Consider the following 20,689-nt stretch of genomic DNA (forward strand, 5'->3'; position numbering starts at 1 on the left):
GAGCGCTTTCTTGACCTATTCGTCGGGAACCGCCACCGCGGATTCCGCCGCCGAGATGCCGAGGGCGGACAGGAACGCCGCGGCGACGGGGGAGGGAGAGAAGCGACTCCAGATGAGGTGCTCCATACGGGCGGGAGCGTCGCGAAGCTGGAGGACGGGCAGATCGGCGAGTTCGGCCACGAACGCGGCGGGCAGCATCCCGATGCCCAGGCCCTGCCGAACCAGGCGAGTGATGAAGTCCACGGTCGTCACCTCGAAGGCGACCTCCCGCCGCACCCCGGCCGCCGCGAACGCCTCGTCCGACTGGGCCCGCGCGGCGGTGCCCGGGGGGAAGTCGACGAACGGTTCGTCCGCCAGTTGACGCAGGTCCACACGCTGCTCGTCCGCCAGCGGGTGGTCGGGCGCGACCAGGGCGACGAGGTCGCCGCGCGCCAGTTCGCGGCCGCGGACTCCCTTGGGGCGCACGCCCAGGGGAAGCCCCAGGAAGGCGACGTCCAGGGTGCCCTGGCTCACCCCTTCGATGAGATCCTCGCTCGCGCCCGAGCGGAGGCTGATCCGTACCTGCCGATGCCGCAGGTGGAACTCCTTCAGCGCGGCCGGCAGATCGACCGCCGCGACCGTGGGGATGGTGCCGATGGCGAGCCGGCCGCGGATCTCGCCGGCGGCGGCCGCCACCTCGGCGCGGGCGCGTTCGGCGGCGTCGAGAGCCTGGCGGGCCGCGGGCAGGAACGCCGCGCCGGCGGGGGTCAGCCGGACGCGGCGGCTGGTGCGCTCGAACAGCTTGGCACCCAGCTCGCGCTCCAGGCGGGCGATCTGGTGGCTCAGCGCGGACTGGACGACCAGGCACTGCTCGGCGGCGCGGGTGAAGTTGCTCGTCTCCGCGACCGCGACGACGTAGCGCATCTGCTGCAGTTCCATGGATCAATCGTGATACACGATCGGTCCGATGACAAACATGCGTTGGACTCATTGATCTCCTGTCGCCCAAGGTAGGGGCATGACGGCGATGAGACCTCACAACACGGACGGCGGCCTGTCACGCGGGCTGCTCCTGCTCATGTCGGTGGCGACCGGGCTGGCCGTCGCGGGCAACTACTTCGCGCAGCCGCTGCTCGACCTGATCGGCCGGGAGCTGGGGATCGGGTCATCACGGGCGGCGCTGTTGGTGACGGCCGCGCAGATCGGGTACGCACTGGGGCTGGTCCTGCTGGTGCCGCTCGGCGACCTGGTGGAGCGGCGGCGGCTCGCCATGTCGCTCTACGCGGCGACCGCGGTGTTCCTGCTGGTCTCGGCCATCGCTCCCCATGGCATGGTCCTCCTGGTCAGTACGGCCCTCACCGCGCTGACCTCGGTGGGCGCGCAGGTCGTGGTGCCGTTCGCGGCGACGCTGGCGGCTCCGGCCGAGCGTGGCCGGGTGGTCGGCACGGTGATGACCGGGCTGATGCTCGGCCTGTTGCTGGCGCGTACGGCATCCGGAGCCCTGTCGGAGCTGGGCGGCTGGCGGACGGTCTACTGGGTGACCGCGATCCTGATGGCGTTGATGGCCGTGCTGCTGCGCGCCTTCCTTCCCCGACTCGGCGGAGGCGGTGGGCGCCGGTCTTATGTCGGTCTGCTGCGCTCGACGGCGGCGATGTTCCGGTACGAGCCGTTGCTGCGGTGGCGGGCGGGCATCGGCGCGTTGAGCCTCGCCTCGTTCAGCGTGCTGTGGACGGCGCTGACCTTCCTGCTGGCGGGCTCGCCGTACGGCTGGCCGGAGTCGGCCATCGGCCTGTTCGGGCTGGCCGGTGCCGTGGGCGCGCTGACCGCCACGGTGGCCGGGCGGCTGGCCGACCGCGGGTACGTGCAGATCGTTTCCGGCGCCGGGACGGTCCTGCTGGTGGCGTCCTGGCTGGCGCTCGCGGCCGGGGCGCACTCGCTGGTCTTGCTGCTCGCCGGCGTGATCGTGCTGGACCTGGCCCATCAGGCGGTGCTCAACAGCAGCCAGAACGTCCTCTACGCACTCCGGCCCGAGGCCCGCAACCGGATCAACTCCGCCTTCATGACCTCCCTGTTCGTCGGCGGCGCGGTGGGGTCCGCGCTGGCCTCGGCGGTCTGGGCGAACAGCGGCTGGACCGGCGTGTGCGTCCTGGGCGCCACCCTCTCGGCCGGGACCCTCGTGCTCTGGATCCTGGAGCGCGTCATCGTCGACCGGGCGACAGGCAAGCCCCCTAAGGTCGTCCGCGACCTCGTCCGTACCTCCACCAAGGGAGAATGAGCATGTCGCGTACCGTGCTGATCACCGGCGCCACCGGAACCGTGTCCACCGCACTGATCAACGCGCTGGAAGGCGCCGATGTGGACCTCCGGGCTCTCGTCCGCGAAGAGTCCAAAGCGGCCGGCCCGCGCGAGCGGGGCGCCGAGGTCTTCGTCGGTGACCTCGACGACGCCCGGTCGCTGCCGCCCGCCTTCGAGGGCGTGCAGGACGTGTGGCTGCTCACCCCGAACAGCCCGCGCGCTCCGGAGCACAACATGAACGCCGTGTGGGCCGCCCGCCAGGCCGGCGTGGAGCGCGTCGTGCGCCTGTCCGTCGTCGGCGCGGCGCACGACGCGCCGAACCGCAGCGGCAGGTTGCACGCGCTGTCGGACCGGGAGACCGAACGGTGCGGCATGCGCTGGACGATCCTGCGTCCCCACTGGTTCATGCAGAACCTGCTGAACGAGGCGGGCGACCTCGCCGCCACCGGCACCTTCTCGCTGAACATGGCCGCGGCGCGGGTCGGCATGATCGACGCACGCGACATCGCCGAGTGCGCGGCCCGCGTGCTCCTCGACGACCCGGATCGCCACCACGGCCAGACGTACACCCTCACCGGCCCGCGCTCGCTGACGTTCGACGAGGTCGCCGGCCACCTGGGTCTCGCTCTCGGCAGGTCCATCACGCACGTGCCGGTCAGCGACGACGCCAAGCGCAAGACACTGCTCGGCTACGGCGTTCCGCGGTGGATCGTCGACATGCTGGAGGAGTACGCGCAGGCGTATGAATCCGGCTGGGGAGACTTCATCACCGATACGGTCGCCGACCTTCTCGGCCGCCCGCCGCGCGACGTCGCCGACTTCGCCCGCGACCACGCCGCCGCGTTCGCCCCGGCCGCCGGCAACGACTGAAGGCATCAGACCATGCGACCAATCACGGGATTTGGTGCGACTCTCGCCGCACTCATGCTGGCCATCACCATGGGCGGTTCCGCCGGAGCGACATCGGACCGGCGGGCCAGGACGTCTCCGACCTCCCTCTCGTTACCCGACGGCTTCCAACCCGAGGGCATCGCCATCGGACCCGGCCCGTTCGCCTTCATCGGCTCCATGGCCGACGGCTCCCTCTACCGCGCCGACCTGCGCACCGGACGCGGCGCGATCATCAGCCGCGGGCCCGGCACACCGTCACTCGGGATGAAGACCGACCCGCGCGGACGGCTGTTCGTGGCGGGCGGCACGGGTGATGACGCGCGGTGCGGATCCCGCTCACCGGGGATCTGGTGTACGGCGACGGCTTCAACGCCAACGGCATCACCCCGACTCCGGACGGTCGGGGCCTGATCGTCGTGCAGTCGAACACCGGCGGACTGTTCCGCTGAACGCGGCGGGGACCAGCGGCCGCGTCGTGCGGCGGGTGAGTGATCGCCGGTTCGACGTGCCGGCGACCGTGGCGGCCTTCGGGTCCCGGCTGTACCTCCCCAACCCCCGCTTCGACACCAGCCCGACCCCCACCACCCCGTACACCGCCGTCGCGATCCCCCGCCCCTGAGCTGCGGTCGTGAGTCGCCATCGCGTCCTCCTAGGCCGACTACGGCCCTAGCCGTAATAGGAGTACTTGACCGTCACCCCCCTACTTCCTAGATTTCGGTCATGACCTTAATCAGGAGAATCCTGGCGGTGGGGCTCAGCGCCGCCATGCTGCTGAGCGTGGCGCCCCCCGCCCACAGCGCGGCCGACCGGCACCGGACGGGCCGGGTGACCGATCTCGGCGTCCCGCTGCAGGACGTGCTCCTCCTCGGCGGCGTCGTGGCTCCCGGCCCAGACGGCCAGGCGGCGCTTTGGGGCGCCTCCTCGGGTACCCCCGCCCACCTCAACGCCGTCGACCCCGCCACCGGCGCCGAACGCGGCCGGTTCGACCTGCCGGGCGCCGCCGGGTCCTGGGCGGTGGACGCGACGCCCGACGGCAGCCTCTACGCCGGCACGTACGGCGACGGCCGCCTCTACCGCTGGACCCGCCAGGGCGGCGTCGCCGACCTGGGCCGCCCCCTGCCGTCGGAGAACTTCATCTGGTCCGTGGCGGCCGGCGAGGGCGCGACCGTCTACGGCGGTACGTCACCAGGCGGCCGGCTGTTCGGCTACGACCCGGCCGGCGGCGTCCGGGACTACGGCCGGCTGTCCCCGTCGCACGCCTACGTCCGCAGCGTCTCCCACGCCAACGGCAAGATCTACGCGGGTACGGAAGCCCCGGCGGCCGTCTTCGAGGTCGATGCCGCCACGGGCGTGGCCGAGCGGCTGCCCGCCCCGCCGGGGCTGGACCTCACCGACAAGTGGGCCTACGACGTCAACGCCGTCGGCGGGTTCCTCTATGTCAGGTTCGGCAGCGCCTTCCCGGGGCCGTTGCACGTCTGGGACATCGCCGCCCATGCCTGGACGGACACCGTCGAGTCGGCCCACGGCCTCGACGTCTCACCGCCCGACGACCAGGGCCGCGTCTACTTCGTCAAGGCCGCCGAGCTGGTGTGCTACGACCCGCGCACCCGTACGGTGACCGGGACCGGGATGCCGTTCACGGGGCGGGTGGCGAACACCCGGGGCATCGGCTGGGCGGAGCTGGGCCTGCCCGACTATCCCGGCAAGAGCCTGGTCGGGCTGCTGTGGAGGGGGCTGATGTTCCGCTACAACCCGCAGACCGGCGCGCGCTCGTTCGTACAGACCGGCATCAAGGGCGAGCCGATCGACATCACCGCCATCGCCGATGGTCCGGACGGCCGCGTCTACGCCGGTGGCTTCCTCAACGGCGGGTTCGCCGCGCTCGACCCGAAGACAGGGGAGCGGGCCGAATTCCACACCTTCTCCCAGAGCGAGGCCATGACCGCGCACGCCGGCAAGCTGTACGTCGGCGCCTACCCCGAGGCCAGGGTCTACGCCTACGACCCCGCGCTGCCGTGGAACAGCACCGAGTACTCGCCCAGCCCGGAGCCGGGACCGGCGCCCAACCCGGCCAGGCTGTTCGACCTCGCGGCCGACAAGCAGATCAGGCCGCGCGCCCTGGTGTCGGCGGGGCGCTACCTGGTCGCCGGTACGATGCCCGACCTCGGTCAGCTCGGCGGGGTGCTGGCGGTGTGGGATCCGGTGAAGGGCGAGCTGAAACACGCCGCGCGCAACGTCGTACAGGACCAGAGCATCGTGTCGCTGGCCTACCGCGACGGCGTCGTCTACGGCGGCACCTCGATCTACGGCGGCCAGGCGGCCACCCCGCCCACCCAGCCCGAGGCCAAGCTGTTCGCCTGGTCGGTGCGGGAGAACCGGCTGCTCTGGGAGATCGTCCCCGCGCCGGGCAAGCCGGCCATCCCGGCGCTCACCTTCGACCGCCGCGGGCGGCTGTGGGGGATCGCGGGCGGCGAGGTGTTCGCGGTGAACGTGGCGGCCCGCAAGGTGGTCTCCAAGGTCACCCTCTCGTCGAGTACGAGCGCGAGCGGCGCACTCTCCCTCAACAGGAGGGACGGCCTGCTGTACGGCGCGCACGCGGGGACGGAGGTGTTCGCGCTGGACCCGGTCTCCGGGCGGCGGACGGTGCTGCGGCAGGGACCTGTGCACCAGCTCGCGGTGCACAGGTCCGGGGACGTCTACTTCGCCGAGGGGCCGCGGTTGTTCAGGTATCAGCCGCAGAGCCGGTAGGTGGAGAAGTTCTCGAAGCGTGACAGGTACATGTGCTGGTCCGGGCCCTTGAGCAGGATCGAGATCGGGCGGGCGATGAGCGTGAGCGTCATCGCCGCCCGGTCGATCCGGTAGGCCTTGCCCTGCACCTTGCCGTACAGCATGCCGTCGCGGCCCAGCTCGATGTTGGTGTCGAGCCAGACCTGGGTGGCGGTGGACCACGGGTAGGTCTGGTGCCGCACACTGCGCAGGGTCTGGCCCGTGGCCGGGTCGAGCTCGAAGAGCGTGTCCGGCGTGAGCCCCCAGAGCCTGCCCTCGCCGTCGAAGGTGATCGAGCCGAGCGCCAGGTCGCCGGGCACCGGGGTGCTGGTCCACTTGAGGGTGTCGGTGGCGATGTCGTAGGCGAAGGCACGGGCTTCGCCCTGAGGGGTGCTGGTGCCGCCGAACGCCGACGTCGTGCCGTACAGGACGCCGTCGCGGTAGGCCAGGGCGATGATGCTGTGACCCGGGATGAGGTCGCGCCTGATCACCGACCTGCCGGTGGCGGGGTCGAGCAGCCCCAGAGCGCCGCCGACCGTGCCGGCCTTGGGCACGGTGCCGAAGGCGAGCCAGTCGCCGGCCGAGACCATGGCGAAGGGCCGGTCCTGCTCCTGGTCGGCGAGGCCGAGCAGCAGCCGGGGCTCGGTGCCGTCGAACTCGTAGATGCGGGCGCCGGGGTAGACACCGAGGTAGAGCTTGCCCTTGTGGGTGACGATGCCCTCGCTCTGGCCGACGTTCGGCCAGAACTGTGCCGCGCCGGTCACCGGGTCATAGGCGGCCAGGCCGCCGGTGAAGAAGCCGCCCGCGTAGACGCGGCCGTCAGGGCCGACCCCCATCGACCTGATGGAGACGGGCTGGCCGGTCAACGTGGAATCGAACAACTTGCCCCGGCCGCTCTTGCGGTCGTAGTGCCACATACGGCCGGTGGAGGAGGTGCCGACGAGCGTGTGGCCGATCCAGCCCAGCGGGCGGGCGGCGCCGCCGCCGAAGTCGGTGAAGCCGAGCCGGGTCGTCTTCCGGCGCTTGATGTCGTAGACGGCGAGCTCTTCGCCCTGGAACAGGTAGACGCGCTCGCCGCGGGCCCCGCCGCCGACGGTGAGGCTGTCGACGTCCTCCACCACGTCGCGCCATCGGTTCCCGGCCAGGTCGTAGACGCCCATGGGGTTGGCGCCGGTGGAGGTGCCGAAGCGGACCAGCAGGCGACCGGCCACCACGTCCAGGTCGTAGGCATAGCCGCTGCCCTGGATCGGTGGGTCGATGACCTTGATCAGGGTGCCGTCGGGCTTCAACACCGCCACCTTCATGCTCGCGGCGCCCATGCCGGCGTAGATCGTGCCGTCCTTGGCGATGGCGAGGTCGCGTATGTACTGCTCGCCCGGCACCGGGCTGCCCAGGTCCGAGATCTGCCCGGTGGCCGTGTCGTAGCGGAAGAGCCGGCCGTTGGGCGAGGTGCCGCCGTAGACGGCGGAGCCGTCGGGGCTGGCGGCCACGGTCCACACGAACGTCTCGCCCGGCACGGCGATGCCCAGTTCGCTGACCTTGTCGGTGGCGGGGTCGTAGCGGAAGAGCCGGCCCATGGCCCCGGCCGTGGCGTTGTAGCTGCCCACGTAGACGGAGTGATCGGGGGCGACGGTGACGGCCCAGGAGCCGAGCGCGTACGGCAGCGGCCGTTCGGCGACCAGAGTGGCGTCCGCCGCGTTCCTGATGCCGAGCATCGCGGGGCCGGACGCGCTGGAGGTGACCGAGTAGACGCGGGCGCCGTCGCGCGCCGTGCCCGCGGTGGTGGCGCCGGTGAGCGGCAGGGTGCCCAGGCTCTGGAAGCCGCAGCCTGTCGGAGGCGCAGCGGTTTCGGCCTTGACCGGAGATGTGATGGACAGTGCGATGGCTAATGCCACAGCGAGGATGCGCATAGGTCCCTCCAAGAGAGATATAACGGCCTTGACCGTAATTTCTCGCCTGGCTCTCTGGCAAGAGCCGCCAGGGTCAGCGGCCGAATGCCTTCCGGTACGCGGACGGGGAGGTGTGCATCGAGCGGCTGAAGTGGTGGCGGAAGGTCACCGGGCTTTCGAAGCCGACGGCGGCCCCGACCTCCTCGACCGGCGCCGTGGCCGACTCCAGCAGCGGCAGGCTGGCCGCGATCCGCTGCGCGATCACCCAGCGCAGGGGGCTGGTCCCGGTCCTGCGGTTGAAGTGCCGGACGAAACTGCGCTGCGACATCCCGGCGACACGGGCCAGCACCGCCACCGTGATCGGGCGGGAGAGATTGGCCAACGCCCATTCCATCGTCCTGGCCACGGCGTCGTCATCCTCGACGGGGGTGACGGCGGCCTCGATGAACTGCGCCTGGCCGCCCTCCCGGTGCGGTGGCACGACCAGCCTCCTGGCCACCGCGTTGGCCACGCCCGGGCCATGGTCCCGGCGGATGAGGTGGATCAGCAGGTCGATGCCGGCCGCGCTGCCCGCGCTGGTCAGAACATCGCCGTTGTCCACGTACAGCACGCCCGGATCGACCCTGACCTGCGGAAAACGCTCCTGGAGCAGCTCGGCGTACCTCCAGTGCGTGGTGGCCGAGCGGCCGTCAAGGAGGCCGGCCGCCGCGAGGACGAAGGCCCCCGAGCAGATCGACACGACGCGGGCGCCCCGCTCGTGCGCCCGTCGCACCGCGTCGATGAGTGCGGGGGAGACCTCGGCGCGGACGTCCGCCACACCCGGGACGATCACCGTCCGCGCCTCGGCGAACACCTCCAGCCCGTACGCCGCCTGGATGGTGAAGCCGCCGACCGCCCGCAGCGGGACGTCGTGCTCGGCGCAGACGGCGAGGTCGTACCACGGGACGTCCAGCTCCGGCCGAGGAAGCCCGAAGACCTCGACGACGCACCCCAACTCGAACGTGCTCATGCCGTCGTAGGTCAGGACCGAGACGGTGCGGTTGCTGTCATAGCGTCGGAGCATGGCTGGATATTAGCGACATTAGGCATTCATGCCACTCGTGAGGGTGCGGGGGAGCGCTGCACCATTCATGGAAGGAACGAGTTGGAGGTAATCCCGAAATGTCAGCAGTTCTCGCCACGCTGGCCGCCGACGTGGCCGCCACTGTCGCTCACTTTTCCGCCCGTCTGACGTTCGAGACGGACGTGTCCGATGTCCACGCCGATCTCAGCGCGGGTGATGCGAGCATCGTCGTGGTCGACTCGCGCAGCGTGGAGAGCTGGCGTCAGGGCCACATCGAGGGCGCCCTTCACCTGCCCACGGCGGAGATCGCCGCACGCGCGCCATCGATCGTCCCCCGTGACGTGACCGTGGTGACGTACTGCTGGGGGCCCGGGTGCAACGGGGCGACGCGCGCGGCGCTGGAGTTCGCCAAGCTCGGTTATCGCGTCAAGGAGATGATCGGCGGCTTCGAGTATTGGGCCCGCGAGGGCTTCCCCGTCGTGACCGGCTCCGGCGTGGAGAGGCGGCCCGCCGACCCGCTGACGGCTCCCGTCCACGCCGACGCATGCGGCTGCTGACCTGGTCACATACGGCCGCTGACCGCGGACCCCGGCTTCATAGGGTGCGCAGGTCGATGGCGTCGGCCATCGCCTGGTAGCCCGCCGGGTTGGGGTGGAGGTGGTCTCCGCTGTCGAAGCCGGGCCGAATCCGGTCGGGGTCGGCGGGGTCGGCGACGGCGCGCTCGAAGTCGACGACCGCGTCGAACGCGCCGCTGGTCCGGATCCACGTGTTGACCGCGTCGCGGATCCGCTCGGCCTCGTCAGTGAGGTACGCGTACCCCTTGGCGGGCAGGAGGGTGCCGCCGACGATCCGCACGCCGTGCGCGTGGGCGGCGCGGATGAGCTGCCGGTAACCGCCGATCAGGTCGTCGGCACCGACCTTCACCGCGGGCGAGGTGCAGGGCGTGGGTTCCTGCAGGCCCAGGAGGATGTCGTTGATGCCCTCCAGCACGATCACGCTCTTGACGCGGGACCGGTCGAGTACGTCCCAGCGAAAGCGCGCCAGTCCCCGCTCACCCAGGCACGCTGAGTCGTTGAGCAGGCGGTTGCCGGCGATGCCGAGATTGAGCACCGGCCGTCGTCCGGCCAGCCTGTGGGCCAGCGCGTCCGGGTAGCGGTCGTCGGCGTCCTGGGTGGCGCCGTACCCGTCGGTGATGGAGTCGCCGAAGGTCGCCACCGCTGCCGCGTCGCCCAACACGTCTACTCCGGACAGGTAGAACCAGGAGCTGTTGGTCTCGGCGAAGGAGGCCGCGCCGAGGTCGCGGAGGTGATCGCCGATGGCCCGGTAGGAGGTGGCCTGCGCGAGGTTGTGGTAGGTGGCCGGGCCGGTGGTGCCCTGGAAGTAGAGCGTCACGGTCAGCCGCTCGCCCGGCTTGACCGCGAGACGGACGGGATCGCTGGCGGCTTGCCCACCGGTGGGAATGTTCACGGAGGCGGAGCGCGCGAAGGACAGCGGTCGGAGGGTCTCCGCCTGCACTGCGGCGCCCGTGCCGGCCTTGCCCACGCTCGCGCCGGTCAGCCGGAGCGGGGTGCCGCCGTAGCGGTTCGACAGCCGGATCCGGAGCCTCGAGCCGCCGGCGGTGACCCGCACCACCTGGCGGACGGAGTGGTTGGCGAAACCTTTCTCCGCCCAGGTGGGATACCAGACGTCGGCCGACGGCTGCTGGACGGCGCTCGCCCATCCCGCTGTCCACCTGCCGGTTTCCGCGTCGGCGGGTGCCGGTAACGCCGTCAATGTGGCGATCAGGGCGGCCGCGGTCGCGATTTTCCACATGTGGGTGCTCCTTCAGTCCAGGACGGGGAAGTTGGCGCGGAAGACGCCATAGGGATCGCGGTCGCGCTTGATCTCGCGCAGCCGGGCCAGGGCGCCGGCGGGGAAGGCTTGGGCGGCGTTCTCCGCCGGCGCGAGGAAGGTGTACGGTTTGCGCCCGCTGACCGCCTGCCCCAGCGCCTCGACCAGGGCCGCCTGCTTGCCCCGCACCGCGTCGGCCAGGTGAGGCAGCCGCAGGCCGAGCAGGTAGAGCAGGTACGGCTCGGCGAGCACGCCACCCGCGCCGCCGCCGGGATCGGCCTCGGCCAGCGCCCCGCCCAGATGCCGGACCTGCAGGTTCAGCAGCGGCGCGAGGTCGGCGCCGGCGAGCGTCTCCAGCGTCGCCTCGTCCAGGCCGGTCAGCAGTTCGGCGCGGGCCAGCATCGGGCTGGGCTCGATCGGCTCCGCGGCGATCGTGCCCAGGTCGGCGAGGTCCATCAGGCCGCGGCTGTCGGAGAGGCTGCCGCCGATCTCGTCGAAGACGGCCAGCAGCGCCTTGGCCTCCGCGTCGTCGCCGAGGTAGGTCACGTCCACGGTGACCATCGGCGGGGCGGGGGGCGGCGGAGCCACGCGGTTGACCCACACCGACAGCTCGCGTGGCGCGTCCGCGGTGATCTGGCGGAAGGCGTCGAACACCGCGGCCGTACGGGCGGCCGGCCAGACGATCCGTCCGCCGTACACGCTGGGCGCCGGGTACAGCGCCAGCTCGATCGAGGTGATCAGCGCGTAGTCACCGCCACCACCGCGCAGCGCCCAGAACAGCTCGCTGTCGGATTCGGCGGTGACCCGCACCTGCTCGCCGTCGGCGTCGACGATCTCGAAGGCGCGTACCGAGTCGGCGGCCCAGCCGTACTCGCGGCCGAACCACGAGATCCCGCCGCCGGCGACGAACCCGGCGACCGTCACCGCCGGGCTGCTGCCGGCCAGCCCGGTGAGGCCGTACTTGCCGGTCTCGGCCAGCACCCGGCCCCACCGCACGCCGGCACCGACCCGGGCGACACGCGCCTCCGCGTCGACCTCCACCCAGTCCAGGCGGCCGGTACGCAGCAGGATCACCCCCTGCACATCGCCCGAGGCGCCATGGCCCGACGGCTGGGCGGTGACCGTCAGCCCGGCTTCGCGGGCGTATCGCACCAGCGCCGCCACATCCTCGGCGTTCTCGGCCGTCACCACGGCGGCCACCGGCTGGTGCACGCCCACCGCCCACGGCCGGGCCGCCTCGTCGAACCCGTCCTCGCCGGGGAGCAGTACACGCCCTCGGACGGCATTACGCAGATCCATAGCTGTCATCTCCTTCAGGGGTTACCAGGGACTACCAGGGAAGAGGGCCTTCGTGCTGGACGAAGGTGGCGGTGGGGCCGTCGGCTTCCAGCAGGGCCATGGCCACGATCGGTGCGGCGCCTTCTTCGGGGGTTTTGATGCCTTCGTTGTGGTTGATGTCGGTCTTGACCCAGCCCGGGTCGACCGTGTTGACCTTGATCGGGGTGTCCCACAGTTCTTTGGCGTAGGACACGGTGATCATGTTCAGGGCGGCCTTGGAGGAGCAGTAGGCCAGGTTGAGCATCGGCCACAGCGGATGGCTCCGGTCCAGGGTGCGGCCGATCGAGCCGCGCTCGCTGGAGACGTTCACGATGCGGCCCGCCGACGAGCGGCGCAGCAGTGGCAGCATCGCGTTGGTGACCTCGATGACGCCGAACACGTTGGTCTCGTAGACCTGGCGGGCCTGCTCTACCGAGGTCTCGCTGGGCGGCCCGTCGGCGAAGGTGATCCCGGCGTTGTTGACCAGGATGTCGAGCTTGCCGTACTCCTGCTCGATCCATGTGGCTGCGGCTCTGATGCCGGCCGCATCGGTGACGTCGAGTCGCACGTACGGCAGGCCGAGCAGCTCGGCCCCGGCGCGTCCCCGCTCCTCGTCACGGGCGCCGATGATCGCGGTGATGCCCCGGTCACCGAGCTGGCGGGCGATCTCGAAACCGATGCCCTTGTTCGCGCCGGTGACGAGGGCGACCGCTACCATGCCGCGCCCGCGATCTGCCGGGTGGTGGCGTTGAGCCTGTTCCACAGGTTGACGGTGGAGACCGTCATGATCAAGGCGGCGAGCTCGGTCTCGGAGTAGTGGTCGGCGGCCTCGTCCCACACGTCGTCGCCGACCTGACCGCCGTCGGCGAGCCGGGTGACCGCCTCGGCCAGTGCCAGCGCGGCGCGTTCCGCATCGGTGAAGTACGGGGCCTCGCGCCAGGCGGCCACGGCGAAGAGCCGCTCGTCGCTCTCGCCCTGCTTGCGCAGGTCCTTGGCGTGCATGTCGACGCAGACGCTGCACCCGTTGATCTGGCTGGCTCGCAGCAGCACCAGGTCGGACGTGACCTTGGGCAGCCCGGCCTGGTCGGTGGCCTTCTGGAGGTTCATCAGCGCCTGCATGGCACCGGGCAGGACGATGGCGGGGTTCTTCATGCGTGCTTGCATGGTCTGTCTCCTGGAGAGTTCCGAACGTTGTCGCTCATATGACTGAGGCGAGCGGGGGAATGTGACCGCCGCGCCGTACGACCAGCATCACGGGGGCGATTAATACATCGGCGATGCATCGGCGATGTGGTGATCCGCCGCGGATATAGACTCCTGCGATGCTCGGCGGGAATGTACGGTTTGCGGTCCTGGGTGCCGTGGAGGTGTCGGTCGATGGCCTGGAGCTTCCTTCGCTCGCCCCGCGGCACCGTGCGTTCCTGGCGTACCTGTTGCTGCATTCCGGCACGGTGCTGAGTGTCGAGCGGCTGAGCGAGGCGATGTGGGGCCCGACGCGGCCGGACACCGCCCGGGCTCAGGTACACGCCGCGCTGACGGCGATCCGGCGCACGCTGCGCGCGGCGAACGCGGGCCACCTGGTCGAGACCCGGCCGGCCGGATACGTGATCACTCCGGAGCCGGGACAGCTCGACTTACAGGAGTTCACCACGCTCGTGGCCAAGGCGAGGTCCGAACTGGGGTCCGAACTGGGGTCCGAGCGGGGGTCCGAGCCGGCCGCGGCCGTACGGACGCTGCGTGGAGCGCTCGCCCTGTGGCGCGGGCCCGCCTTCGCCGACGTCCAGGCCCATTTCGCCGAGAGCGCCAGGGCACGGCTGGAGGATCGGCGGCTGGCCGCGATCGAGCGGTTGGTGGAGCTCGAGTTCGCCGCCGGAAGGCACGAGGAGCTCATTGATCAGCTGGCCGCCGAGCTGACCGCCCATCCCTTGCGTGAACGACTGGCCGGGCAACTGATGCTGGCCCTGCGCCGCGCCGGGCGCCAGACGGACGCGCTGGCCGTCGGCCGTGGCTACCGCCGCAGACTGGCCGATGAGCAGGGGCTGGATCCGGGCCCTGCCTTCCTGGCCGTGGAGGAGACCGTCCTGCGCGGTGAGCCGCCCGTGGCTGCCACGATCCGGCCCGCGGCGGCCGACCTACTCGCCACGGCGAGGCCCGCGGAGGCCGTGCTGCCCGCTGCCGTCACGGCCCGGCCCGAGGCGGCGTTCCTGCCCTACGACATCGCCGACTTCGCCGGCCGCACCGCGCAGGTGGAGGAGTTGTGCGAGCCCGCCGGCCAGGCGGTGACGATCTCCGCGATCGACGGCATGGCCGGCATCGGCAAGACGGCGCTGGCCGTCCACGCCGCGCATCGGCTCGCCGAGCGATACCCCGACGGTCAGCTCTTCATCGACCTGCACGCTCACACAGCGGGCCAGCGGCCACTTGAGCCCGGGGAAGCGCTGGAGGTGCTGTTGCGGCAGCTCGGCGTGCCGACCGAGCGCATCCCCGCGTCCATGACGGAGCGGGCCGCGCTGTGGCGAGCCGAGCTGGCCGGCCACCGAGTAATGCTGGTGCTGGACAACGCCGCCGACGCCGCCCAGATCCGGCCCCTGCTGCCGGGCGCTTCGAACAGCCTGGTGCTCATCACCAGCCGCCAGCGGCTCACCGACCTGGATGGCGCGCGGGCCCTGTCCATGGACGTACTGCCCCTGCCCGACGCCTTGGCGCTCTTCACCGGCATCGTGGGCGAGCGTGCGGCCGCCGAGCCCGCGGCGGTCACCGAGGTTCTGCTGCTGTGCGGGTTCTTGCCGTTGGCCGTACGCATCGCCGCCACCCGTCTGCGGCACCGCCCTCGCTGGAGCGTGGACCATCTCGCCGAGCGCCTGCGTGATGAGCGCCGCAGGCTCACCGAGCTGGCCAGGTCGGAACGCGGCGTGGCGGCCGCGTTCACCCTGTCGTACCGCCAGCTCACCGCTGACCAGCAGCGGCTCTTCCGCCTGCTCGGACTGCATCCCGGCCGCGACTTCGAACCCTACGCGGCCGCCGCGCTCGCCGATCTCCCCGTGGAGCATGCCGAGGACGTACTGGAGGACCTGCTGGACGCGCACATGCTTCAGCAGCGCGTCTTCGGCCGGTACGTCTTCCACGACCTGCTCCGCCGGTACGCCGCGGACCTGGTGGCCGAGCAGGAGCCGCCGCAGGCCAGGGACGCGGCGCTGACCCGGCTGCTCGGCCACCAGCTGACCACGGCGTCGGCCGCCATGGAGGTGCTCTACCCCGACAGCGCCCACCGGCGACCGCGCATCGAACGAGCCACGCTCCCACCGGTCCCGCTCCATGACGCGCCGCAGGCATTGGCGTGGCTGGAGGCCGAACGAGCCAACCTCGTCCTGGCCGCCGATCGCGACGTGGCGCACACCAGCCTGCTGGCCACCACGCTGTACCGCTATCTCTACGACCACGCCCACCACGACGACGCCCTCACTCTGTACGGCAAGGCACTGCGGGCCGCCCGACGCCGTGAGAATCCGGCCGACGAAGGGCGGGCGCTGACCGACCTCGGCTGGGTGCATCAGGTGCGGGGGCGCCATGACGTCGCCCGTGAGCACTTCGACCGGGCGCTGGCCGCCTGCCGTACAGCTGAAGACCGGCGAGGTCAGGCGCGGGCGCTGCTCGGCTTAGCCAGGGTGAGTACGGACGAAGGCGACCACGAGCGGGCCAAGGAGGCGAACCTGCGCGCCCTTGAACTGTTCCGCGACATCGGCGACCGGTTCGGGGAGGCCGTGACGCTGGACTACCTCGGCATCGTCCACGAGCGGCTTGGCCGGTACGCGCTGGCGGCCGACCTGCATCGTCAGGCGCTGGAACTGTCCCGGGAGATCGGCAGCCGAGGCGGTGAGGCCGACGCTCTGGACAACCTCGGGGTGGCCTGCACCCGGCTGGGCCGGCTCACCGAGGCACGTGACCATCACGAGCAGGCGCTGGAGCTGTATCGGCTCTTCGGCTACCGGCGAGGCGAGGCCAAGGCACTCAACAGCCTGGCCGAGATCGCGGCGACCATGGGAGACCTCGGCCAGGCCGTACGCCTGCACAGCGCGGCTCTCGATCTGGCCGTGGAGCTGAGCAACCGGAGCGAGGAGAAGCGCGCCCGCGAGGCCATCGCCCAGCTCCTCCCCGCACCGGAGACCTCTCACCGAAAGTGACCAGGGGGCTGGCGGTCACCGGTACGACGACGCCTGCGGACGGTACATGTCCTACCGCCGGACCGGCCACAGCCGCCATGACGGACTCGCAGTCGACGGTGGTGTCAGCACAGATGACGGGCGAAGAAGCGCAACGCGCTGTCGGCCTCGAAGGCCGGCACGTCCCCGTGCTTGCCGGGGTTGGCGTGCAGCGTCTTCTCACTCGAACCCAGGGCGTCGAACAGCGCCAGGGCATCCTCGCGCGGAACCCGCTCGTCATCCCACTGAACCAGGAACCGCACGGGCACCGCGACCCCGGCGGCGGCCTCGGCCGAGGCCAGTGACGTCCCGCTCAACCCCAGCACCGCCGCGCGGACGCGCGGCTCGGCGGCGACCAGCGGAATGCCGAGAGCGCAGCCCAGCGACATGCCCCAGTAGCCCACTGGGCCGACATCCCCGAGCGCGTCCAGGACCGCGCGCCATTCCGGGACGGTCTGGGCGGCCAGCAGAGTGTGCAGCTCGGCCAGCAGGGGGAGCGGGTCGCCCGCGCCGGCCATGCGGGCGCGCATCTCGGTGATGATCCGCTCATGTTCGGCGCTTCTGGGCCGGTCGCCATGGGCGGGGGCGTCGATGGCCGCCGCCGCGTACCCGCACTCGGCCGCCAGCCGGACGGCGCGGGCCACCACGCCAGGGGCCCGCTTGTGCTCTCCGCCGCCATGTCCGATGAGAACCAGAGCACGGGGCTCGGCGTCGTCCGGCGTCCACAGTACGCCGGGGATCTCGCCAAGGGTGAAGGGTCGTTCGGTGACGCCGTCGGTAGACGTCTGAGAGATGAAGCGCATGCGCGTTTCACGCCTTTCGGGATGCCTTGCGCGGGCGCTCCCTAGGCCATGCGAGGGAGGGAGCCCCGACCTGTCACAGCGTTGATCGGACTCACCTCCTGGGGTTTGATGCGGTGCACGGCGACGCCGAAGTTATCACAAGGGGGGCGCTCACGTTCCGCAGGGCGGGCGATGCCTGACGCGGCACCAGGGCCGACGGACGGTCAAGGAGCGTCGCGGGTGACGAGGCCGTGTTCGTGGGCGTAGATCGCGGCGTGCACGCGGGTCCGCAGGCCGAGTTTGGTGAGAATCCGGTTGACGTGGGTTTTGACCGTGCCTTCCTCGATGGTGCATGCCGCGGCGATCTCGCCGTTGCTCAGTCCTCGGGCCAGCAGGCGTAGCACGTCGTGTTCGCGCGGGGTCAGCAGGTCGAGTTCAGGTGTGGCGGGGCGCGGGGACAGTGCGGCGAAGCGGCTGATCAGGCGGCCGGTGACCTGCGGGTCGATCAGCCCCCGGCCCTGGTGCAGTTCGCGGACCGCCGTGACGAGCACGTCGGGATCACTGTCCTTCAGCAGGAAACCGGCCGCTCCTGCGCGTAGCGCGCCGAACAGGTACTCGTCGAGGTCGAACGTGGTCAGAGCGAGCACGCGGGGAGCGGACTGGGCGCTGGCGAGACGGTCAATGGCCGCGATGCCATCCATGCCGGGCATCCGCAGGTCCATCACCACCACGTCCGGCCGCCGCCACAGCGCCTGGTGCACCGCTTCGGCGCCGTCGGCGACCGTCGCGACCACGTCGATGTCGGGTTCGCCGTCGAGTATGCACCGCAGCGCCTCCCGCGCCGCCTCCTGATCGTCGGCGACCAGCACCCGGATCGTCACCATGCCCTCCTTACCCTAAGCGGTCGTTTCCCTAAGCGGTCCCTTCCCTGGGCAGATCGGCCCGGACCCGCCAGCCGCCCGTTTCGACCGGTCCCACCGACAGTGTGCCGTCGAACAGGCGCACCCGTTCCCGCATCCCCCGGATGCCCTGGCCCTCAGCCTGGGACGCCGGCGCAGGGGCGCCGTTGTCGAGGACCTCAACGCACAGGCCGCGGTCGTCATGACGTAGGTGGACGGTGACCTCGCTCGCGGTCGAATGGCGTACGACGTTCGTCAGTGCCTCTTGGACCACCCGGTAGGCGGTGTGGTCGACGGCCGGCGGCAGGACGCCTGCTGTCCCCGTACGGCGGATGGTGATCGTACGATCGGCGGAGGTGAGCTGCCCGGCCAGCCGCTCCAGGTCGGCGATGCCGGGCTGAAGGGCGGCCGGGTGCTCGCTGAGCGTCCGTAGCAGGTCACGCACCTCCGTCAGCGCGGACAGCGACAGGTTCGAGATCACTTCCAGGGCCCGCGTAGCCGAGGTCTCGTCGCGCATTCGCCGGGCCGCCGCGGCCTGCAACCGGATCGCCGTCAGGTGGTGGCCCACGCTGTCGTGCACGTTCCTGGCCAGCCAGGTGCGCTCCTCGGCCAGCACACGCTCCGCCTCGGCCCGCTGCACTCGCAGCGACTGACCGGCCCGGTCCCGGTGCAGCCGCAGCGCGTAGCCCGTGGCCACCGGCGCGACACTCATGATCACTATGCTGGTGAGCGCCAGCCCCTTTCCGCCGGTCACCATGCCGATGCCCGTCACCCAGCATGTGGAGATCGCCAGCACCAGAGCGGGACGCCGCGGCCGGTGGTAGACGGCCGCGCAGAACACGGCCATCGTGACCAGCATCCCTTCCCAGCGGTGCAGCTGGACCATCCCGGCCAGCGCGATCACCGCGGAGGCCACCGCGGCGGTCAACGGCAGCACCCGCCGGATGAACAAGGGGAGGCTGACGCCGGCACTGAAGACGACCAGGAGCGGCACGTCGGGCGGGACCGACCCTTCCAGCGCCGTCAGCAGCGTCGCAGCGGTCGCGGCGCCGACGACGAGCAGAACCTCCCTCAGCCAGAGCATGTCACGATGATGCCGGACCGCAGGTCGTGCCCAAGGGCGGGAGCTGCCCGGTGATCAGGTAGCGGTGCACCTGATCGCGGATGCAGGGATTGCCGCTCAAGTAGAGCGCGTGACCGCCCTTGGCCGCCATGTAGCGGGCGCCGTCAAGTTGTGCCGTGATCCGGCGGGCGTACGCGGGCGGCGCCACGTCGTCGTACAGGCCGCCGGCGATCAGGATCGGGGGCAGGCCGCGAGGCTGTACCGGATGGGGCGGGAAAGGCGTCTTTCGCGGGAGTCCGGTGCAGAAGTTGGCCAGCGGCCACGCGATGGTCCAGCCGATGCGCGGCGCGGTGCGCTTCAGCCGCTTCTCCGTGGCCTTGACCTCGTCATATGCGGTCGGGTACGGGAAGTCGGCGCAGTTCGCGATCCTGCTGAAATCCGGATCGGCCACACCGGTGGACGGCTTGGCGAACCGGGTGGCGTCACCCGCGTACGCCTCGGCCAGGGACTCGGCCAGTCCGGGCCACGTCGCATCGAACGTGACAGTCGCGCGGGAGGCGATCAGTGTCGCACTGGCCGCTGCTCCGGCGCCGGCGCCGGGCGCGGGGATCGGCCGCTTGGCTGCGCGGTCCATGACCTCGTCCCACACCTTGAGCACGTCGCGGCCGTGGAGCGCGCAGCTCTGGTCGGTGGCGCACCACTCGGCGAAGCGATGGAGGTTGTCTTCCTTGACCTTCGCCTTGGGCAGGAGCCATTCGGCCCACGATCGGTTGGTGTGGTCGATCGGGCTGTCCAAATACATGCGGCCGACGCGTGAGGGGAACTTCTCGGCGTAGGCCACACCGAGGACGGTGCCGTAGGAGTTGCCGTAATAGTTGAGTTTCTGTTCGCCCAGCGCCCCTCGGACGGCCTCCAGGTCATGGGCCCCTTGACCGGAGTCCAGGTGGCCCGCGAGCGGGCCGGCGGCCTCGGCGCAGCCGTGACCGAAGCGGCGGTTCTGCTCTGTGTACCGGGTGTAGGCGGCGCGGTCGGGGAACACCCACTCCGCGTTCGCAGCCCACGGCGCCGGGCCGGGGCAGCGCACCCCGGTGCTCGCCTCGAATCCGCGCGGGTCGAAGACCACCACGTCGAACCATTGGGTCAGGTCGGCGAAGGCCTGCTTCGCCTGACGCAGGACCGAGATCTGCTGGGCGGGGCCGCCCATGTTGAGGACGAGCGTCCCCTTCTTGGCGGCCGGGTCCCTGGCGGGCAGCTTGGCGAGTCCCAGCGTGATCTGCTCACCCTTGAGGGCGGCCCAGTCGGCGGGTACGGTGAGCCGGCCGCATTGCAGGCCGTCTCCGCAGTCCTGCCAGGAAAGCTTGGCGCCTGCCGTCGCTGTCGCCGGTGCCGCCGCCACCGCGGAGAGCAGCATCGTGCCGAGCACGGCGAGGATCGTCTTCTTCATGACCCTCAGCCTTGCCGGACGGCCTGTTGGTGGTCGTCCACCTTTCGATAGATCCTCACGCGCGCGCACCGGCGATCACCTTTCGATGGATCTTCACGCGTGTGCACCGGCGCTCGCCTTGCGATTCGCCGAACCGGCGCATGGTGTGGGTGATGTAGGGCGAGACGGTGGGATCGAGGCCCAGCAGCGCGCCGAGGCGAAGACCGGTCGCCGTCCTCGCAAAGCACCAGCGTGCCGCGGGTGCTGACCGTCATGTTGTCGGGCAGGTCCAG

At 71.1% G+C, this 20,689-nt stretch carries 18 protein-coding genes; 7 read left to right on the plus strand and 11 right to left on the minus strand.

Annotated elements, in window-relative coordinates:
* Nucleotides 1–15: 15 nt before the first annotated feature.
* Complete coding sequence (locus tag AB0J16_RS24095; RefSeq protein WP_358543210.1) at nucleotides 16–918, minus strand: LysR family transcriptional regulator; 903 nt, start codon at nucleotides 916–918, stop codon at nucleotides 16–18.
* Between the two features lie 79 nt (nucleotides 919–997).
* On the opposite strand from AB0J16_RS24095, the gene AB0J16_RS24100 reads away from it, so the two are divergent.
* The 5 genes from AB0J16_RS24100 (at nucleotide 998) to AB0J16_RS24120 (ending at nucleotide 5,913) form a co-directional block, all read left to right on the plus strand.
* A complete protein-coding gene (locus AB0J16_RS24100; protein ID WP_358543213.1) occupies nucleotides 998–2,254 on the plus strand; it encodes an MFS transporter in 1,257 nt (418 codons plus the stop codon).
* Nucleotides 2,255–2,256: 2 nt separating this feature from the next.
* Nucleotides 2,257–3,144, plus strand: a complete 888-nt coding sequence (locus AB0J16_RS24105; RefSeq protein ID WP_358543216.1) for an SDR family oxidoreductase — start codon at nucleotides 2,257–2,259, stop codon at nucleotides 3,142–3,144.
* Between the two features lie 344 nt (nucleotides 3,145–3,488).
* Nucleotides 3,489–3,614 (plus strand): hypothetical protein, encoded by a 126-nt coding sequence (locus tag AB0J16_RS24110; RefSeq protein ID WP_358543219.1) that lies wholly within the window; start codon nucleotides 3,489–3,491, stop codon nucleotides 3,612–3,614.
* 35 nt (nucleotides 3,615–3,649) lie between these two features.
* Nucleotides 3,650–3,784: a hypothetical protein gene (locus AB0J16_RS24115; RefSeq protein ID WP_358543222.1), complete on the plus strand. Its 135-nt coding sequence runs from the start codon at nucleotides 3,650–3,652 to the stop codon at nucleotides 3,782–3,784.
* A 101-nt stretch (nucleotides 3,785–3,885) separates the two neighbouring features.
* Entirely contained in the window at nucleotides 3,886–5,913 is a 2,028-nt protein-coding gene (locus AB0J16_RS24120; protein WP_358543224.1) for a hypothetical protein, read from the plus strand.
* On the opposite strand, the gene AB0J16_RS24125 is transcribed toward AB0J16_RS24120, so the two are convergent.
* Entirely contained in the window at nucleotides 5,895–7,841 is a 1,947-nt protein-coding gene (locus AB0J16_RS24125) for a hypothetical protein (RefSeq protein ID WP_358543226.1), read from the minus strand. The genes AB0J16_RS24120 and AB0J16_RS24125 overlap by 19 nt on opposite strands.
* Before the next feature lie 73 nt (nucleotides 7,842–7,914).
* Entirely contained in the window at nucleotides 7,915–8,883 is a 969-nt protein-coding gene (ftrA, locus tag AB0J16_RS24130) for a transcriptional regulator FtrA (RefSeq protein WP_358543228.1), read from the minus strand.
* A 98-nt stretch (nucleotides 8,884–8,981) separates the two neighbouring features.
* Between ftrA and AB0J16_RS24135 the strand changes: the two genes are divergently transcribed.
* Nucleotides 8,982–9,440, plus strand: coding sequence for a rhodanese-like domain-containing protein (locus AB0J16_RS24135; protein WP_358543230.1), 459 nt, complete (start codon nucleotides 8,982–8,984; stop codon nucleotides 9,438–9,440).
* A 37-nt stretch (nucleotides 9,441–9,477) separates the two neighbouring features.
* Here the strand turns inward: AB0J16_RS24135 and AB0J16_RS24140 are convergent, their stop codons facing one another.
* Genes AB0J16_RS24140 through AB0J16_RS24155 form a run of 4 tightly spaced genes read right to left on the minus strand, consistent with a single transcriptional unit; the run spans nucleotide 9,478 to nucleotide 13,194 of the window.
* Entirely contained in the window at nucleotides 9,478–10,695 is a 1,218-nt protein-coding gene (locus AB0J16_RS24140) for an SGNH/GDSL hydrolase family protein (protein WP_358543232.1), read from the minus strand.
* A gap of 12 nt (nucleotides 10,696–10,707) precedes the next feature.
* A complete protein-coding gene (locus AB0J16_RS24145) occupies nucleotides 10,708–12,012 on the minus strand; it encodes an FAD-binding oxidoreductase (RefSeq protein ID WP_358543234.1) in 1,305 nt (434 codons plus the stop codon).
* Between the two features lie 31 nt (nucleotides 12,013–12,043).
* Nucleotides 12,044–12,748, minus strand: coding sequence for an SDR family oxidoreductase (locus tag AB0J16_RS24150; RefSeq protein ID WP_358543237.1), 705 nt, complete (start codon nucleotides 12,746–12,748; stop codon nucleotides 12,044–12,046).
* Complete coding sequence (locus tag AB0J16_RS24155) at nucleotides 12,742–13,194, minus strand: carboxymuconolactone decarboxylase family protein (RefSeq protein ID WP_357958631.1); 453 nt, start codon at nucleotides 13,192–13,194, stop codon at nucleotides 12,742–12,744. Before AB0J16_RS24155 ends, AB0J16_RS24150 begins: the two co-directional genes overlap by 7 nt.
* A gap of 158 nt (nucleotides 13,195–13,352) precedes the next feature.
* Between AB0J16_RS24155 and AB0J16_RS24160 the strand changes: the two genes are divergently transcribed.
* Nucleotides 13,353–16,211 carry a BTAD domain-containing putative transcriptional regulator gene (locus AB0J16_RS24160; RefSeq protein WP_358543239.1) on the plus strand — a complete coding sequence of 953 codons (2,859 nt, stop codon included), beginning with the start codon at nucleotides 13,353–13,355 and terminating at the stop codon, nucleotides 16,209–16,211.
* Nucleotides 16,212–16,315: 104 nt separating this feature from the next.
* Here the strand turns inward: AB0J16_RS24160 and AB0J16_RS24165 are convergent, their stop codons facing one another.
* The 4 genes from AB0J16_RS24165 to AB0J16_RS24180 all read right to left on the minus strand — a co-directional run bounded on the left by AB0J16_RS24165 (nucleotide 16,316) and on the right by AB0J16_RS24180 (nucleotide 20,417).
* Complete coding sequence (locus tag AB0J16_RS24165) at nucleotides 16,316–17,032, minus strand: alpha/beta hydrolase (RefSeq protein WP_358543241.1); 717 nt, start codon at nucleotides 17,030–17,032, stop codon at nucleotides 16,316–16,318.
* A gap of 203 nt (nucleotides 17,033–17,235) precedes the next feature.
* Nucleotides 17,236–17,895 (minus strand): response regulator transcription factor, encoded by a 660-nt coding sequence (locus AB0J16_RS24170; protein WP_358543243.1) that lies wholly within the window; start codon nucleotides 17,893–17,895, stop codon nucleotides 17,236–17,238.
* A 28-nt stretch (nucleotides 17,896–17,923) separates the two neighbouring features.
* Nucleotides 17,924–18,994 carry a sensor histidine kinase gene (locus AB0J16_RS24175; RefSeq protein ID WP_358543245.1) on the minus strand — a complete coding sequence of 357 codons (1,071 nt, stop codon included), beginning with the start codon at nucleotides 18,992–18,994 and terminating at the stop codon, nucleotides 17,924–17,926.
* Nucleotide 18,995: 1 nt separating this feature from the next.
* Entirely contained in the window at nucleotides 18,996–20,417 is a 1,422-nt protein-coding gene (locus AB0J16_RS24180) for an alpha/beta hydrolase (RefSeq protein ID WP_358543248.1), read from the minus strand.
* Nucleotides 20,418–20,689: the final 272 nt, after the last annotated feature.

The organism is Nonomuraea sp. NPDC049750, from assembly GCF_040659625.1.
GTDB lineage: Bacteria > Actinomycetota > Actinomycetes > Streptosporangiales > Streptosporangiaceae > Nonomuraea.